The organism is Bradyrhizobium sp. NBAIM03, assembly GCF_020194055.1.
GTDB lineage: Bacteria > Pseudomonadota > Alphaproteobacteria > Rhizobiales > Xanthobacteraceae > Bradyrhizobium > Bradyrhizobium yuanmingense.
On sequence record NZ_JADYVS010000005.1, the window covers coordinates 305,545 to 320,908 of the forward strand.

Genomic DNA, 15,364 nt, shown 5'->3' on the forward strand with positions numbered 1-15,364 from the left:
CGCCTGGTCTAATGTCCCGCCCGGTATCGTAACCCTCAGAAGAAAAGCCGGGAGGATTTCTCGTGATCTACGTCGTTGCAACCTTGACCATCAAGCCCGAGACGCGCGCCGAATTCATTGCAGCCGCCACCGCCTGCATCAAGGAGACGCGGAAAGAGCCCGGCAATATCGCCTATGACCTGCATGAGAGCGTCACCGACCCTGCCAAGATGGTGTTCGTCGAGCAGTGGGAGAATATGGAGGCACTGGGGCCGCATCGCGCTGCCGAGCACATGAAGACGTTCGGCCGCGTTGCGGTGAAATGCTTCACGGCGCCGCCGAAGATCGAATACATCACGCCCGAGAAGGTCGAGACACGGTAAAGAGGTAAGACGCATGATCCGGGCGACGCAGGTCAGGGGACAGCACCGTTTCACGGAAGCACCAGTGGACACGATCGTGCTCGATTTCGACGACCGGCACCGCCGCCGCATGGCGATGACCGGAACGCGTGGTCTCGAATTCCTGCTCGACCTGGAGCATGCCGTCGCGCTGCGCGGCGGCGATGCGCTGGTGCTTGAGGACGGAAGGCTGATCGAGGTGGTCGCGGCGCCCGAGCCGCTGCTCGAAATCCGCGGCCGCGATCCGCACCACCTCGTCCGCGTCGGCTGGCATCTCGGCAACCGTCATCTGCCGACCCAGATCATGGCCAAGGCCCTGCGCATCCGCCGCGATCACGTCATCGAGGCGATGGTGAAGGGCCTTGGCGCGCGTGTAATCGAGATCGAGGCGCCGTTCGATCCCGAAGGCGGCGCCTACGCCGATGCCGGCCACGCGCATGGACACGACCATGCGCATCACGATCACGGCCATCATCACCATGACCATGGTCACCTCCATGATCATGGCTCGCACGACCATAGCCACGAGCACCACCATCACCACGACGAGCATTGCGATCATCCCGACCATCACCACGGCCACAAGCATGCTCATGACCACAAATGAGCCGGTCGGCGCCGGTGATCTTGCCGAGGGCGAGGCGGCGGCGCTGTACCGGCTGATGACCTGGCTTTCGCCGGCGTTCCCGGTCGGCGGCTTCTCCTACTCCAGCGGCATCGAATGGGCGGTCGAGGCGGGCGACATCACCGACACGACGACGCTGGCGGATTGGCTCGATGCGATGCTCGGCGACGGCTCCGGCTTCTGTGACGCGACGTTTCTGGTCCACGCCTATCGCGCCACGGAATCGGGCGAGACGGCCGCTTTGAACGAGATCGCCGAGCTCGCGAGCGCCTTCGTGCCGTCGCGCGAGCGGCAGCTGGAGACGACCTCACAGGGCCGCGCCTTCATCGATATCTCGCGCGCCGCATGGGATGCCGACGGACTGGATGCCACGGTCGCGGCATGCGGCGCGCCGCTAGTCTATCCGGTCGCGGTCGGTGTGGTTGCCGCGATGCACGCCGTGCCGTTGGCGCCGACGCTGCACGCCTTCCTGCATGCGCTGGTCTCGAACTGGATTTCCGCCGCCAGCCGGCTCATTCCGCTCGGCCAGACCGATAGCCAGCGTGTGCTGGTGAAGCTGGAAGCCGCCGTCGCCGCCACCGCCAATCGCGCGCTGAATGCAACCTTGGATGATCTCGGCAGCGCGACGTTCCGGGCCGATCTCGCCAGCTTGCGGCACGAGACGCAATATACCCGCTTGTTTCGGTCGTGAGCGGTGCGGCCGTCAAGTCATCAGGAGAGAACGAGTCACATGGCGAAATCTCACGGTCCCTTGCGTGTCGGCGTCGGCGGTCCGGTCGGATCGGGCAAGACCGCGCTGATGGACCTGCTCTGCAAGACCATGCGCGAGCGCTATGACATTGCGGCGATCACCAACGACATCTACACCAAATGGGATGCGGAGTTCCTGGTGCGTTCGGGATCGCTGACGCCGGATCGCATCGCCGGCGTCGAGACCGGCGGTTGTCCGCACACGGCGATCCGCGAGGATGCCTCGATGAATCTCGCTGCGGTCGCGGACATGCGCGCCAAGTTTCCCGGACTTGACCTCGTGCTGATCGAATCCGGCGGCGACAATCTCGCTGCCACTTTTTCCCCGGAGCTGGCCGACCTCACCATCTATGTCATCGACGTCGCCGCTGGCGACAAGATCCCGTCCAAGGGCGGCCCCGGCATCACCCGGTCCGACCTCCTGGTCATCAACAAGACCGACCTTGCGCCCCATGTCGGCGCCTCCCTGGAGAAGATGGAGACGGACGCCAGGCGCATGCGCGGCGAACGTCCCTTCGTCATGACCAACCTCAAGAAGAGCGAGGGGCTCGACCGAATCGTCGGCTTCATCGAGGCCAAAGGCGGCCTGAAACGGGCGGGCTGACCGGACGCGACCAGTTGGCGCAGGCGTTTTTCGTCGTTAACGCCTGGGCCGTGCCGCAACCCACGGAACAAATTTCGGACACGGCGATTAACTACCTCCGGCGCCCGGGGCGAATTCATCCCGGCCAGACCATCGGCCGGGCTGATTAAGCTTTTCAGGCGACCCAAGTTGCGTACTGATGCCTCCTCCTTCATTATCTCCGCCACTGGGGTTTACCCTGCTTCGGCCTCTGGCCGTTCGAGCGGCGTTCATGTGCTCCGTGTTCATTGCCGACCTCCTGCTTTCGCCTGAGTAATCGCGTGGTCAGGCTGGGTTTCATCATCGGCTTCATCGCTCTGCTCGGGGCCTTGCTCTCCGGGCTTGCGGCTTATCGCGTCCACGACCAGGAGCTGGCGCTGGACCGGATCGCGCTAGCGCGGGCGATCGACGTGCATGCGAGCCTGGTTCAGGACCGCCTGACCGAGCGGGAGCTGCTCGCGCGTGTCGCCTCGGGCCTGTTCCGCGCGCCGTCGGTGATCAAGCCGAACATGCTGGAGCCGCTGCGCTCGGCGATCTACGCCTTCAAGACCGACTTTGTGGTGGCCGGCTGGATCGCCCGGCTGAAGCCGAACGAGCTTGCGGACGCGCAAGCCGCCATCGCCAGCGCCGGCTTCCCGAATCCGCAGATCCGCTCGTTTGACGACAAGCCGATCAATCCTGCCGATGTCACCCAGCCGATCGACGTGCTGTTGGATCTCGAGCCGCGCAGCAACGAGACCACGGCCTTGCCCGGCCGCAGCTACGATCAGGATCCGGTTCGCAGCGCGATGCTCACGCGGGCGCGCGCCCAAAAGAGGTCGGTTGCCTCCGACCCGGTGCCGTTGATCCGCGGAAACGGGCCGATCGGCATCATCGTGGCCGCGCCAGTCGTTCCCGAGGGTGCGACGGAGCCGGCCGGCTTCGTCACATTTTCCTACGAGCTCGCCTCGCTGATGCTGGCCAATGACGACATGTCGCTGTTCGCGGTGGCGCTCAGGGATCCGCGCAAGGACGGCGGCGAGCTGATCGCCAATGATCAGGGCGTGGTCTCGACGCGGATCGCGGCGGCGGACGGGGCCCCGTCGGCGACGCGCACGGTGAGCTTCGGTGGCCGCGATTGGCAGCTCGGCTATTACGCGAAGACCAATTCGGTGCGCCGCGCCGAGCAGACCGCCATCATCGTAGCGGCGATCGGCTTTGCCATCACCGCAATGGTGTGCGGCCTGTTCGGTTACGTCGCCTACAACAATCTGCGGCTCAGCCGGGAGATCCAGGTCAGGATCGGATTCGAGCGGCGGTTGACCGCGGTGATCGACGAGCTCAACCACCGCGTCAAGAACATCCTGGCGGTGATCCAGTCGATCGTGACGCGCACCTTGCGCCACGGCTCGGACATCGACATCGCGCGCGAGCTCCTGATCGGGCGCATCCACGCCATGTCCAATGTGGTGTCGCTGCTCAGCGAGAGCCAGTGGCAGGGTGTCAAGTTGAAGGGCCTGTTCGAGGCGCGCGCGATTCCGCATGCCGATCGCATCGCCGTCACCGGCCCCGACATCGCGGTCAGCGCGCGTGCCGCACAGAGCCTGTCGCTGCTGTTCTTCGAGCTCGCCTCGCATTCCGACGAGGGCCTGTCGCTGGTCGGCAAGCACCCGCACATCACCGCCAACTGGACGGTGACCGGCGAGGAGGGCGACGAGGTCTTCCATTTCCGCTGGGAGGAGTTCAACACCAGCGAGGCGACGCGCCGGCCCGATTCCGATTTCGGCCTGATCCTGCTCGACCGCGTCGCGCCCGAGGCGCTGGGCGGGACCGCCAAGCGCTTCTTCACCGACGTCTCCTACGTCTATGAATTGACCGCGCCGATGGAGACGGTCGTCGACATGACCGAGCGCGACCGCACGGATAAAATCTCGGCGCCGGTCAGGCCGGTGCGCGGCTAACCTTTCGGTTGCAACACCAGATCGACGAGGCTGCGCGCGTAGCCGGGTGTGATCGGCGCGATGCCGAAGATATAGCGGTAGAACAGGCTGCCATAGATCGCGTCGTAGAGATTCTCAGGAGGACCCTCGGCCTGAATGCTGCCGTCCTTCTGGCCGGCGGCGATCATGTCCACCAGCGCGTCGCGGCGGAATTGCAGGTACCGGGCGTAGAACAGCTCGGCCGACCCGGTCTTGGAAATGCATTCGGAGACGACGGCGAGCTGCACCTTGCCGAACTCGCCCTGCAGCGCCTCGGCATAGGCGGCGGCGTGGCGCCGCGCGCGCGCCGCGGGCGTGCCCGCGCTCGCGGGCGGCAGCGGCAGCATCTGCGACGCATGGTGGAGGAAGGCGTCGATCAGCAGCGCTTCCCGCGACGGCCACCATTTGTAGATCGTCATCTTGGAGACGCTGGAGTGCCGTGCGATCGCATCGATGGTGGTGGCGGCAAGGCCGGTGGTCGCCATCAGTGCATAGGCGCTTTCGAGGATGGCGTTGGTGGTCTCAATCGACCTTGGCCGGCCGCGCCGGGGCGCGCGCTCCGCCTCTTCACGCCCGTCTTTCGCCATCGCCACGCCCGGTCTCCTCACGCAGGGTCCCGGCATAGCCCAGGGGCGGCATTCGGCCTAGCAGAATCGCACGATTTCGTCGCGAAGCGATCAGCTCTGGGCCTGCTGCCGCAGGGCTGCCGGCAGATCCTGCCGTTTCGACCAGGCGATGTAGTAGGCGAGCCCGGTCATCGCCGCGAAGCCGGTGATGCTCACCGCCACCTGCATCACCGCCAGGTTCGGCCCGGTGATTAGGATGAGGTGGCCAGCGAAGGATAGGAACACGGCGACGCAGAATACCGCGAGCCATTCCTCACCACATGCGATCACCGCTTGCAGCGGTTTCCATCTCAGGCCGGGGTGATCCGCCGGAATGAGATGGGTGGCAATGAACGCGAGGGCGAGGAAGTGGACCACCCGATAGGGAGCGAGGTTTTCCTTGTCGGTCGGAGCGATGCTGTTGAGGAGCAGATCGGGCAGGTAAGCCGACAGCGCCGGCGAATGGCGCATCAAGGTGACGGCCATCGCGAAGACCAGGTAGGCGCCGGCGAGGATCCGCAGCCAGGACATGCCGTGCAGCGCACGTCCCGGAGCGCCCGTCACGGCGAACCAGCCGCCCAGCACCATCAACATCTGCCAGCACAGCGGATTGAAGGTCCATTCCCCGTCCGGATAGATCCGAAAATTCCAGTCGAACCAGCGTGCGGCGAGATACAGCGCGACCGATGCCGCCAGCGTCAGGTTCGGGCCCCGCAGCAGGCCCCACAACGCGAACGGAAAGAACGCCATCAGCGGGACCATCAGCTGCAGCAGGTCAAGGTTCAGCGGCTCTTCCTGGAGCACGAGACCGCGGACCAGGATGCGCAGTGGATGCTCGAGAATTCCGGAGATGTTGTATTGGTGGATGATCTCCGGCGCCATCGATTGCCTGGCGACATAGGCGATGGCATCGATATAGATCACGAACAGCACGACATAGGCGGCATAGAGCCGCCAGACCCGGCGAAAGATGCGCGTCGCCGCGACCAAGTAGCCGCGTTCCAGCGCCATCCTGCCATGGATGATGGCGACCCCATACCCCACCACGAACACGAACAGGTCCGCCGCGCCGCTGAAGCCGAAATTGCGCAGCGTCAGCAGGTTGACGACGTTGTTGGGAATATGGTCGACGAATATGGACCAATTGGCGATGCCGAGCGTCAGATAGAGCCTGGCGTCATGCTGGAATGCGGCGAGGTTCGCCTTGACGGACGGTTTCATTGAGCAAAATAGCTTTGGGAATCAGGATGATGCTTTTAACGGCAACCGCCTGCTCGTCCGAGTAGCGTTTGCGTGAGCAGGGAAGAACCGCGCCAAACGGCGTCAAATGTGCCGCTTGCTCTATGAAATGCAGATAGATGCGCGCACAGTAATTATAATGCCGGACTCTACTCGGCAGGTTCGGCCGACACCTCGTCGGATACGCCGGCGCGGCTCGCCAGGATGCCCAGGGCGACGCCCCCGATCGCCAGGATCGGCAGCAGCCGCTTGACGCCGATGGCACGAACGATCTGGAGCCCGGTGGCGAGGAGCATCGGATCTGCAAGCATGCTCTGCGCGGCCGATTTCGCGGCGCGCTCGGCCGCGATCTGGGCGCGTTTCTGCACCTCGCGCTTGTAGCTCCAATAGGAGCCTGCCGCGGCCAGGGTCAACAGGAAGAAGATGCCGGCGCCGGCAAGACAAGCCTGCACCGGGCCATATTTCTGCAGCACCCAAATGAAGACGGCGGCACAGAGGAAGCCTGTGGTCACGAGCAGCGCGAAGGCAGCGCCCGCGGCAAGGGAGGTCAGCCGAACCGTCGTGCCGGTTGATGCGCTGATGCCGTCGATGATGCGCTGAAACATGGCCTTGCTCCTCAATCCCCGCCAGCCGAATGGTCACGAGCCAACAGCGGCGGCGTGCCGCCGCCGTATCAAATGGGCGTCGACATCCTTAGCGACGCCAGGCGACGCCGATCAGGAAGCCGATGCCGAGCGCCAGCCCGACGGTCGCCAGCGGCCGCTGCGTGATCGCCTCTTCCAGCGTCTCCTCGATCGAGCCGTAGGCGTCATGTGCAGCTTCCATCATCGCGCTGCCGCGCTCGGACATGTCGTCCATCGCGGAGTCCATGTTCTCGCGCGCCTGGCGATAGCCGCGGCGAGCCTGCTTGCTGGTGGAGTTGGCGAAAGTATTGAGCGCGTCGGTGATCTGGTCGGTGAGGGCGGCGATATCGCTTTTCACGGCTGCTACATCCTTTTCGAGGCGGTCTCGGGTGGCTTTGTCGGTCCAGTCTCTCATCCCGGCTTCGGCATTGGGCGTGGACATCGGGAGCTCCGAACTGTTGACGGCTGAGATGGGCGGAGAACGTTTCGTCGCCGGGTAAGTTCCGTTCGCTGAAACCGGTCAGGCTTGCGGCAGCTGCGGCGAATTCTCCGGCAATAGGTGGTCCTTCAGGATCAGCGCGACGATCAGGAGCGGCGACGACAGGAACGCGCCCATCGGCCCCCACAGCCAGGTCCAGAACGCGAGCGCGAGCAGCACGGCGAGCGCGTTCAGGGCGAGCCGCCGCCCGATGATCGTCGGCGTGATGAAGTGACCCTCGAGAAAGGTGAGGCCACCGAAGGCGAGCGCGGCCATCAGGCCGCCGCCGAGGGTCGGGAAGGCGATCAGCCCGACCACGACCAGCACCACGAACATCGCCACGGGCCCGATGATCGGGATGAAGTTGAGCGTGGCCGCCAGTGCGCCGAGCCCGGCCGGATTGGGCATTCCGGTCAGCGCACAGATCAGGCCGGTGGCGACGCCGACGCCGACATTGATGAGGGTGACGGTCAGCAGATAATTGCCGAGATGGACCTCGATCTCGTTGAGGATCCGGAGCGTGCGCAGCCGCGCGTCGTGATTGCTGAAGGTCATGATCATGGCCCGCCGCAGGTCGCGCCAGCTTGCGATGAACAGGATCAGGGTGACGAAGAACAGCAGGAATTCGGTAAAGGTCGGTGACAGGAATTCCAGCGTCGGCTGCACCCACTCGATCTTGGGCATGTGCAGGCTCGGCAATCCCTCCGAGCCGCCGAGCATGGCTTGCAGCTCCCGCCAGAGCGCAAGCGGCCGGTCGAACACGTGCAGCTTGTCCTTCAATTGCGCGCCGAGCTCTGGCAGGCGCGTGCTCCACGCCATGACCGGCGAAGCGATCAACGCGACGGCGAAAGCGACCACCGCGCTCACTGCGACCACGATCAGCACGGCGCCGACGCTGCGTGGGACCTTGCTTCGCTCCAGGAAGGTGGCCGCCGGAGACAGCATGGTCCCGATGACGAACGCCATCACGACCGGCAGGAAGAACGCCCGGCCGACATAGAGCACGGCGACGATGGCGATCAGCAACAGCCCGGCCAGCGCGAACGCGACGAATTCAGTGCGGCGGATCACCGGCGGCAGCTCGACATGGCTCTCGGGAAGCGGATCGCCTTCGCTGTTGCCGGAAATCAAACGTTCACTGGGTAGGACGCGCACAATATCTCTCCCGCACGGAATCCGTGATCCGCGCGCCCATTGATGACGTGACTAATGCTTGGGCGGCGTGCTGGTTCCATCGCGGCTTCGTGAACGGATGCTCGCTTGACTGTGACGTCGCTGCCGCACGCTGCGCCGGAACTTCGATCGAGGCGGCGGAGTTTGTTGAGGCAGCGCATCACCTGATGCACATCCAACGGGGCAGCTCATGACAAAGTTGTTTGCAGTCCGTCGCAGCTTCTCGCCGCGCGCCGTCGGCGCGTTCGCCTTCGCAACCGCTCTTCTCGCAGTGCCGGTGGGCACCGCAAGCGCCCAAACCTTCGGCTATGCGCCGATGCAGCGGGTGTATCCGCAGGACCTTTACTCGCAGGGCCAATACTTGCAGGGCCAACACTTGCAGGACCAAGGCTATTCGCAGGATGACATCAACGAGGCGCCGCAGGTCGCCGATGAGGATGCCCAATTGCCCGACCGGCTGCGCAGGCAGATCGTCGGCTTTGACCGGAGCGAGCCGGCCGGTACCATCGTCATCGATACCAACAGCACCTATCTCTATTACGTGCTCGGAGGCGGCCGCGCGATCCGCTACGGCGTCGGCGTCGGCCGCGAGGGCTTTACCTGGTCGGGCGTGCAAAGCGTCAGCCGCAAGGCCGAGTGGCCGGACTGGCATCCGCCGGCCGAGATGATCGCGCGCCAGCCCTATCTGCCGCGCTTCGTCGCCGGCGGGCCCGGCAACCCGCTCGGTGCGCGCGCGATGTATCTCGGCTCGAGCCAATACCGCATCCACGGCACCAATGATCCCTCCACCATCGGCAAGTTCGTCTCGTCCGGCTGCATCCGCATGACCAACGAGGACGTCGTCGACCTGTATAGCCGCGTCAATGTCGGCGCCAAGGTCGTGGTGCTGCCGAAGAACGCGCCGTTAATGGCGAAGGGAGGTGATCCCGTGCGCAAGCGTCCGGCCGTGACGACACTGCCTTCGGGTCGGCAGGCGCTGAACATGACCACGTCGGCCGTGAATTAGTCTGCGAGGTCCTATGGCGAGACGGCTGATTGACAAACTGGCGGGCGGAGCGGCGATTGTCGTCGTCGTCTCCAGCGGGCTGGCGATGGCGCCGTCGGCGCATGCGCAGGATTTCTTCTCGGGCCTGTTCGGCGGCTTTCGGATGCGGCCGCCGCCGGAAATCCGGATGCCTTTCCCCACCGACGATATGCCGCGCTATGAGGCGCCACGCCAGCGCGCGTCCTACGGCGGCGGCACCGCCTATTGCGTGCGCAGCTGCGACGGTCGCTACTTCCCGGCACAAGGCAATGATGCCGAGAGCAAGGCGCAATCCTGCAAGAGCTTCTGCCCTGCCTCGGAGACCTCGCTCGTCTATGGCGGCAACATCGACGATGCCACGACTGAGAAGGGAAAGTCCTATTCCGACCTGCCGAACGCGTTCCGCTATCGCAACGAGATCGTCGCGGGCTGTACCTGCAACGGCAAGGACCCGGTCGGGCTCGCATCGGTCAAGGTCGAGGACGACCCGACCCTGCGCAAGGGCGACATCGTCGCCGGCGCCAATGGCCTCGTGGTCGCCAGCCGCAATGCCAATGACCGCCGTGGCGTCGCGATGAACTTCTCGCCGCTGCCGGAATCGGTGCGTGCCAGATTCCGTCAAGTCCCGGTGGTGGCGAAGGAGTAGGGAGCGCCCGATCGGACGGCGTCCGAACCTTGTCGGACGGCCAAATGCTGGACTAGGCCCGCCGCGGGACGTTGCGCGGCAGGGTTTCCGAGATGGAACCGGCTTGGGTGCAGCGCGTTAGAACAGCGTAGCAATTGCCTGAAGGGGGCCTCGCGATGCTGGTCGGCGTACTCGTCACCTTTCTCGTCGTCATTCTTGTGCTTTATCTCATCAACATGCTGCCAATGGACGGCCGCGCCAAGCAGATCGCGCGCGTCATCGTCATCATCATCGGCATTGTCTCATTGCTGAAATATCTCGCGGTGTTCTAGCGGGGGTAGGCGCGTAGCCCGGATGGAGCGAAGCAAATCCGGAGTCTTGCCACAGCGAAACCGATCCCGGATTGCGCTACGCTGCATCCGGGCTACGAATGCAAATGTTTTCAAATCAAAAGCCCCGGCTTTCGCCGGGGCTTCGTTCGTGCTGCTTCAGTGCAGCGACTTCAGCCAGTCGTCGACATCCTGACGGACCTGGTCCTTGGCCTTGCCGTAACGCTCCTGCAACCGGCCCTCAAGCTGCTCGCGGCGGCCCTCGATCAGCTGGAGGTCGTCGTCAGTGAGCTTGCCCCATTTCTCCTTGGCCGATCCCTTGAACTGCTTCCAGTTTCCTTCGATCCGATTCCAGTCCATGACCATCTCCCGTTGGTTGATGGCCCGACAACGCGAGGCGCACGCAGCCTGTTCCGTGACACAGCGCGACGTTTCGCCCAACGAAAAAGCCCCGGTTTCCGCCGGGGCTTTCGATGTTCCGTGACTCTGCTCAGCCGAGCGCCTCTTTATCCAAGAGCCTCTTTTATCGAAGAGCCTCTTTATGCAAGAGCCTTTTTATGCAAGAGCCTTGGCCTCGCGGCGGCGCGCGGTGAGGATGTATTCGGTGTAGCCGTTCGGCTGCTCGCGCCCCTTGAAGATGAGGTCGCAGGCGGCCTTGAAGGCGACGCCGTCGAAGGCGGGCGCCATCGGCTTGTAGATGGGATCATCCGCGTTCTGCTTGTCGACGACGACGGCCATGCGCTTAAGCGATTCCATCACCTGCGCCTCGGTGATGACGCCCTGATGCAGCCAGTTGGCAAGGTGCTGGCTGGAAATGCGCAAGGTGGCGCGGTCTTCCATCAGGCCGACGTCGTGGATGTCGGGCACCTTCGAGCAGCCGACGCCCTGGTCGATCCAGCGCACGACATAGCCCAGGATGCCCTGGCAATTGTTGTCGATCTCCTGCCTGACGTCATCGGGCGCCCAGTTCGACTTCGACACCGGAATGGTGAGGATGTCGGACAGCTTTGCGCGCGGTCCGCCCTTGGCGAGTTCCTCCTGGCGCGCGATGACGTTGACCTGGTGGTAGTGCAGCGCGTGCAGCGTCGCCGCGGTCGGCGAGGGCACCCAGGCGGTGGTGGCGCCGGCCTGCGGATGGCCGAGCTTCTGTGCCAGCATGTCCGCCATCTTGTCGGGCGCGGCCCACATACCTTTGCCGATCTGGGCGTGGCCGGGCAGGCCATCGATCAGGCCCATGTCGACGTTCCAGTCCTCATAGGCCTTGATCCAGGCCTGCGCCTTCATCTCGTTCTTGCGGATCATCGGGCCCGCTTCCATCGAGGTGTGGATCTCGTCGCCGGTGCGGTCGAGGAAGCCGGTGTTGATGAACATGATGCGCTTGGAGGCGCGCTGGATGCAGGCCTTGAGGTTGACGGTGGTGCGTCGCTCCTCGTCCATGATGCCGACCTTGAGCGTGTTCTCGGGCAGGCCGAGCATCTTCTCGACGCGGTCGAAAATCTCGCAGGTCAGCGAGACCTCGTCCGGGCCGTGCATCTTCGGCTTGACGATGTAGGCAGAACCGGTGCGGCTGTTCTTGACCTTGGAATTGCCCTTGAGGTCGTGGATCGCGAGCAGGCCCGAGACGGCGGCGTCCAGCAGGCCCTCCGGAACCTCTTCGCCCTTCTCGTCGAGCACCGCGTCCGTGAACATGTGGTGACCGCAATTGCGCATCAACAGCAGGCTGCGGCCGTGCAGCTTGAGCTCGCCCTTGCCGTCCGGCGTCTTGTAGAGGCGGTCGGAATTGAGCGAACGCGTCAGCGTCTTGCCGCCCTTCTCGAAATCGGCCGACAACGTGCCGTTCATCAGGCCGAGCGTGTTGCGGTAGACCAGCACCTTGTCCTCGGCATCGACAGCGGCGACCGAGTCCTCCATGTCGAGGATGGTGGAGACCGCGGCCTCCATGATCATGTCGGCGACGCCGGCCGGATCGTCCTTGCCGATCGCGCTGCTGCGGTCGATCTTGACCTCGATATGCAGGCCGTTGTTGACGAGCAGCACGGCGCTCGGCGCAGCCGCATCGCCCTGGAAGCCCGCGAACTGCGCGGCGTTCTTCAGCGCGGTGGCGTTGCCGCTCTTCAGCTTCACCGCGAGCTGGCTCGCGACGATGCTATAGCCGGTCACGTCGGTGTGGCTGCCGGTCGCGAGCGGCACGGCGTTATCGAGGAACGCCTTGGCCTTGGCGATCACCTTGTCGCCGCGTGCCTTGTTGTAGCCCTTGCCGCTCTCGGACGGATCATGCGGAATCGCATCGGTACCGTAGAAGGCGTCATAGAGCGAGCCCCAGCGTGCGTTCGCCGCGTTCAGCGCGTAGCGCGCATTGGTGAGCGGCACGACAAGCTGCGGGCCGCAGATCTTGCCGATCTCCTCGTCGACATTGGCGGTCTCGACCTTCTGCGTCGCCGGCTCCGGGACGAGATAGCCGATCTCCTTTAGGAAGGCGGTGTAGGCATTGAGGTCGAACGCCTTGCCTTTATTGGCGCGGTGCCAGTCGTCGATCTTGGCCTGCAGATTGTCGCGGAATGCGAGCAGCTCGCGGTTCTTCGGTCCCAGCTCCTTGATGATGCCGGCCAGCCCGGCCCAGAACGCATCCGGCGCGATCCCGGTTTTCGGGGCCGCTTCCTTGGCGATGAAGTCAAACAGGACGGGTGCGATCTTCAATCCGTGGGCGTCGACGCGTTTCATGATGGGCTTTCTTGTTGGAAATGGCTGTTTTTGGCTGCTTTTGACCCGACAGCAGCAAAATGCGCCCACGCGGGGCGGCTTTCGGGGGCCTATTAGCCCCAAAAAAGAGGCCGTGAGAAGACCCCCGGGAGCTTGTCAAAATGTCAAGGAGAGGTGGGAGACGGTCCCACGCACCGGTGTCATTCCCCGCGAAAGCGGGGAATCCAGTACGCTGCGGCTTCTTCGTATTCCAACGCTGTCTCTGGAATACTGGGTCGCCCGGCCGAGCCGGGCGACGACTAGGGCGGCCTCAAATATTCGCAGCGAGGTCCACGAGCTCGTCGAACAGCACGCCTGATGCCTTCAGCATCTGCTCGATCTCGTCGGCCGCTTCCGCAACCGTCCGCTTCGACGTATCGATCACGAGCTCGGCGGCCTCAGGCTTCTCGTAGTCGTTGCCAATGCCGGTGAACGAGGCGAGTGCGCCGGCGCGGGCTTTCTTGTAATGGCCCTTGGGATCGCGCTCCTCGCACACCTCGGCGGGCGTCGCGACATGGATTTCGCGAAACGCGGTGTCGGCGATGCGACGCGCGGCGGCGCGATCTTCGCGCGCGGGCGAGACCGCCGCGACGATGGCGATGTGGCCGTTGCGGGCGAGATGCGTCGCGACCTCGGCGAGGCGGCGGATGTTCTCGCTGCGATCAGTGGCGGAGAAGCCGAGATCGCTGTTGAGCCCGGCGCGCAGCGTGTCGCCATCGAGCAGGATCGGCGAGCCGCCATTGGTGAAGAGACGCCGCTCCAGCGCCCGCGCCAGCGTCGACTTGCCGGAGGCCGGCAGGCCGGTAAGCCAGACCACGGCGCCATTGTGGCGGTAGCGGGCCGAGCGCTCGTCGCTACGCAGCGCCGATTCCACCGGCACGATGTCGACAGGCACGGCACGCTGGCCGGCATCGACCGACAGCACCAGGCCACCGCCGGCGATGCGCCCGGACACCTCGATCACGAGGCGGCCGGTGCGCGGATTTTCGGTGTAGGGATCGGTCGCGATCGGATTGGACAGGGAGATGTCGATCTCGCCGACATGGTTGCGACCGATCGCCTTGTTCTCGCTGCTCGAGAGCTCGCCGGGATCGACCGCCTTCTCGATGGCGACCACGGTGGCGCGGCTTTCCTTGGGGCCGCAGCGCACCAAAAGCTGGTCGCCCTTGGCAAGCGGCTTGTCGTGCAGCCAGAAGATGCGCGCGCGCAGCCGCCGCGTCTCGCGCGGGGCGCTGCCCGCATGCGCGATGATGTCGCCGCGCTCGATGAACAATTCGCGGTCGAGCGTGATGCCGACCGAGCGGCCGGCGCCCTGACGGCCCGCTACCGGCGTCGCCGGCCAGCTCTCGACCGTCTTGATCTTGGCGATCTTACCGGCCGGCATGATCACGATCTCGTCGCCGGCAATCAGGCTGCCGGATTCAATGCGGCCGGCGACGATGCGGCGGTCGTCGAACTTGTAGATCGCCTGCACCGGCAGCCGCAGCGCCAGCGCTTCCAGCGGACGCGCCGGCTCGAGGTGATCAAGCGCCTCGACCACGGTCGGTCCCTTGTACCAAGAGATGCGGTCGGTGCGCATCGCAACGCCGTCGCCGTCACGCGCGGAAATCGGGATCACGGCCGTGGGCGTCACGCCGAGGCCGTTCAGATGCGCGGAGATCTCGTCGCTGATGTCCTTGAAGCGTGCGGCGGAGAAATCGACGCGGTCCATCTTGTTGACGACGACGGCGACCTGCTTCACCCCGAGCAGATGCAGGAGATAGCCGTGCCGCCTGGTCTGGTCGCGCACGCCCTCCAGCGCGTCGATGATCAGCACCGCACCGTCGGCCTGCGAGGCGCCGGTGATCATGTTGCGGAGGAATTCGGCGTGGCCGGGCGCATCGATCAGCACGATGTCGCGCGAATTGGTGCGGAAGCGGATCTGGGTGGTGTCGATGGTGATGCCCTGGTCGCGCTCTGTCTGCAGCGCGTCGAGCAGGAACGACCATTCGAACGGCATGCCGCGCCGCGCGCTGACGGCCTTGAGCATTTCGAGCTTGCCCTCGGGCAGGCTGCCGGTTTCATGCAGGAGGCGGCCGACCAGGGTCGACTTGCCGTGGTCAACATGGCCGACGATGACGATGCGGACCTGGGGACGCGTGGTGCCGTTCGGCGTGCCGGGCGAGGCTGACGTGACGATCATGTTCATGGCCGC

General features: G+C 64.8%; 16 protein-coding genes. 8 read left to right on the top strand and 8 right to left on the bottom strand.

Annotation, left to right across the window (positions count from 1 at the left end; translation table 11 throughout):
* The first annotated feature begins 62 nt into the window (after window positions 1-62).
* The 5 genes from I6F21_RS10235 (at window position 63) to I6F21_RS10255 (ending at window position 4,317) form a co-directional block, all read left to right on the top strand.
* Window positions 63-362, top strand: a complete 300-nt coding sequence (locus I6F21_RS10235; RefSeq protein WP_035998129.1) for a putative quinol monooxygenase — start codon at window positions 63-65, stop codon at window positions 360-362.
* A gap of 13 nt (window positions 363-375) precedes the next feature.
* A complete protein-coding gene (gene ureE / locus I6F21_RS10240) occupies window positions 376-987 on the top strand; it encodes an urease accessory protein UreE (RefSeq protein ID WP_225183121.1) in 612 nt (203 codons plus the stop codon).
* Entirely contained in the window at window positions 968-1,696 is a 729-nt protein-coding gene (locus tag I6F21_RS10245; RefSeq protein WP_225156847.1) for an urease accessory protein UreF, read from the top strand. The genes ureE and I6F21_RS10245 overlap by 20 nt, the downstream gene beginning before the upstream one ends.
* Before the next feature lie 39 nt (window positions 1,697-1,735).
* Window positions 1,736-2,359, top strand: a complete 624-nt coding sequence (gene ureG / locus I6F21_RS10250) for an urease accessory protein UreG (RefSeq protein WP_025033975.1) — start codon at window positions 1,736-1,738, stop codon at window positions 2,357-2,359.
* A gap of 299 nt (window positions 2,360-2,658) precedes the next feature.
* Complete coding sequence (locus I6F21_RS10255) at window positions 2,659-4,317, top strand: HWE histidine kinase domain-containing protein (RefSeq protein WP_035998135.1); 1,659 nt, start codon at window positions 2,659-2,661, stop codon at window positions 4,315-4,317.
* Here the strand turns inward: I6F21_RS10255 and I6F21_RS10260 are convergent.
* The 5 genes from I6F21_RS10260 to I6F21_RS10280 all read right to left on the bottom strand — a co-directional run bounded on the left by I6F21_RS10260 (window position 4,314) and on the right by I6F21_RS10280 (window position 8,435).
* The gene (locus tag I6F21_RS10260) at window positions 4,314-4,922 is read right to left on the bottom strand and encodes a TetR/AcrR family transcriptional regulator (protein WP_035998138.1); all 609 of its coding nucleotides are present in this window, start codon (window positions 4,920-4,922) and stop codon (window positions 4,314-4,316) included. The two genes, I6F21_RS10255 and I6F21_RS10260, sit on opposite strands and share 4 nt — an antisense overlap.
* Before the next feature lie 90 nt (window positions 4,923-5,012).
* Entirely contained in the window at window positions 5,013-6,161 is a 1,149-nt protein-coding gene (locus I6F21_RS10265; RefSeq protein ID WP_035998141.1) for an OpgC domain-containing protein, read from the bottom strand.
* Window positions 6,162-6,328: 167 nt separating this feature from the next.
* Window positions 6,329-6,784, bottom strand: coding sequence for a hypothetical protein (locus I6F21_RS10270; protein ID WP_057028148.1), 456 nt, complete (start codon window positions 6,782-6,784; stop codon window positions 6,329-6,331).
* 88 nt (window positions 6,785-6,872) lie between these two features.
* Complete coding sequence (locus tag I6F21_RS10275) at window positions 6,873-7,244, bottom strand: DUF883 family protein (RefSeq protein WP_035998171.1); 372 nt, start codon at window positions 7,242-7,244, stop codon at window positions 6,873-6,875.
* A gap of 78 nt (window positions 7,245-7,322) precedes the next feature.
* Window positions 7,323-8,435 carry an AI-2E family transporter gene (locus tag I6F21_RS10280; RefSeq protein ID WP_035998174.1) on the bottom strand — a complete coding sequence of 371 codons (1,113 nt, stop codon included), beginning with the start codon at window positions 8,433-8,435 and terminating at the stop codon, window positions 7,323-7,325.
* A 208-nt stretch (window positions 8,436-8,643) separates the two neighbouring features.
* Here I6F21_RS10280 and I6F21_RS10285 point away from each other — a divergent pair, with 208 nt between their 5' ends.
* The 3 genes from I6F21_RS10285 to I6F21_RS10295 all read left to right on the top strand — a co-directional run bounded on the left by I6F21_RS10285 (window position 8,644) and on the right by I6F21_RS10295 (window position 10,434).
* The gene (locus tag I6F21_RS10285) at window positions 8,644-9,459 is read left to right on the top strand and encodes a L,D-transpeptidase (RefSeq protein ID WP_035998178.1); all 816 of its coding nucleotides are present in this window, start codon (window positions 8,644-8,646) and stop codon (window positions 9,457-9,459) included.
* A gap of 13 nt (window positions 9,460-9,472) precedes the next feature.
* A complete protein-coding gene (locus I6F21_RS10290; RefSeq protein ID WP_035998181.1) occupies window positions 9,473-10,123 on the top strand; it encodes a DUF2865 domain-containing protein in 651 nt (216 codons plus the stop codon).
* A 155-nt stretch (window positions 10,124-10,278) separates the two neighbouring features.
* Window positions 10,279-10,434 carry a Thivi_2564 family membrane protein gene (locus I6F21_RS10295; RefSeq protein ID WP_008546817.1) on the top strand — a complete coding sequence of 52 codons (156 nt, stop codon included), beginning with the start codon at window positions 10,279-10,281 and terminating at the stop codon, window positions 10,432-10,434.
* A 156-nt stretch (window positions 10,435-10,590) separates the two neighbouring features.
* Here the strand turns inward: I6F21_RS10295 and I6F21_RS10300 are convergent, their stop codons facing one another.
* The 3 genes from I6F21_RS10300 to cysC form a co-directional block, all read right to left on the bottom strand.
* The gene (locus tag I6F21_RS10300; protein WP_008546815.1) at window positions 10,591-10,791 is read right to left on the bottom strand and encodes a CsbD family protein; all 201 of its coding nucleotides are present in this window, start codon (window positions 10,789-10,791) and stop codon (window positions 10,591-10,593) included.
* 195 nt (window positions 10,792-10,986) lie between these two features.
* The gene (locus tag I6F21_RS10305; RefSeq protein WP_035998186.1) at window positions 10,987-13,152 is read right to left on the bottom strand and encodes a malate synthase G; all 2,166 of its coding nucleotides are present in this window, start codon (window positions 13,150-13,152) and stop codon (window positions 10,987-10,989) included.
* A 289-nt stretch (window positions 13,153-13,441) separates the two neighbouring features.
* Window positions 13,442-15,358, bottom strand: coding sequence for an adenylyl-sulfate kinase (gene cysC, locus I6F21_RS10310; RefSeq protein WP_225139305.1), 1,917 nt, complete (start codon window positions 15,356-15,358; stop codon window positions 13,442-13,444).
* Between the last annotated feature and the right edge of the window lie 6 nt (window positions 15,359-15,364).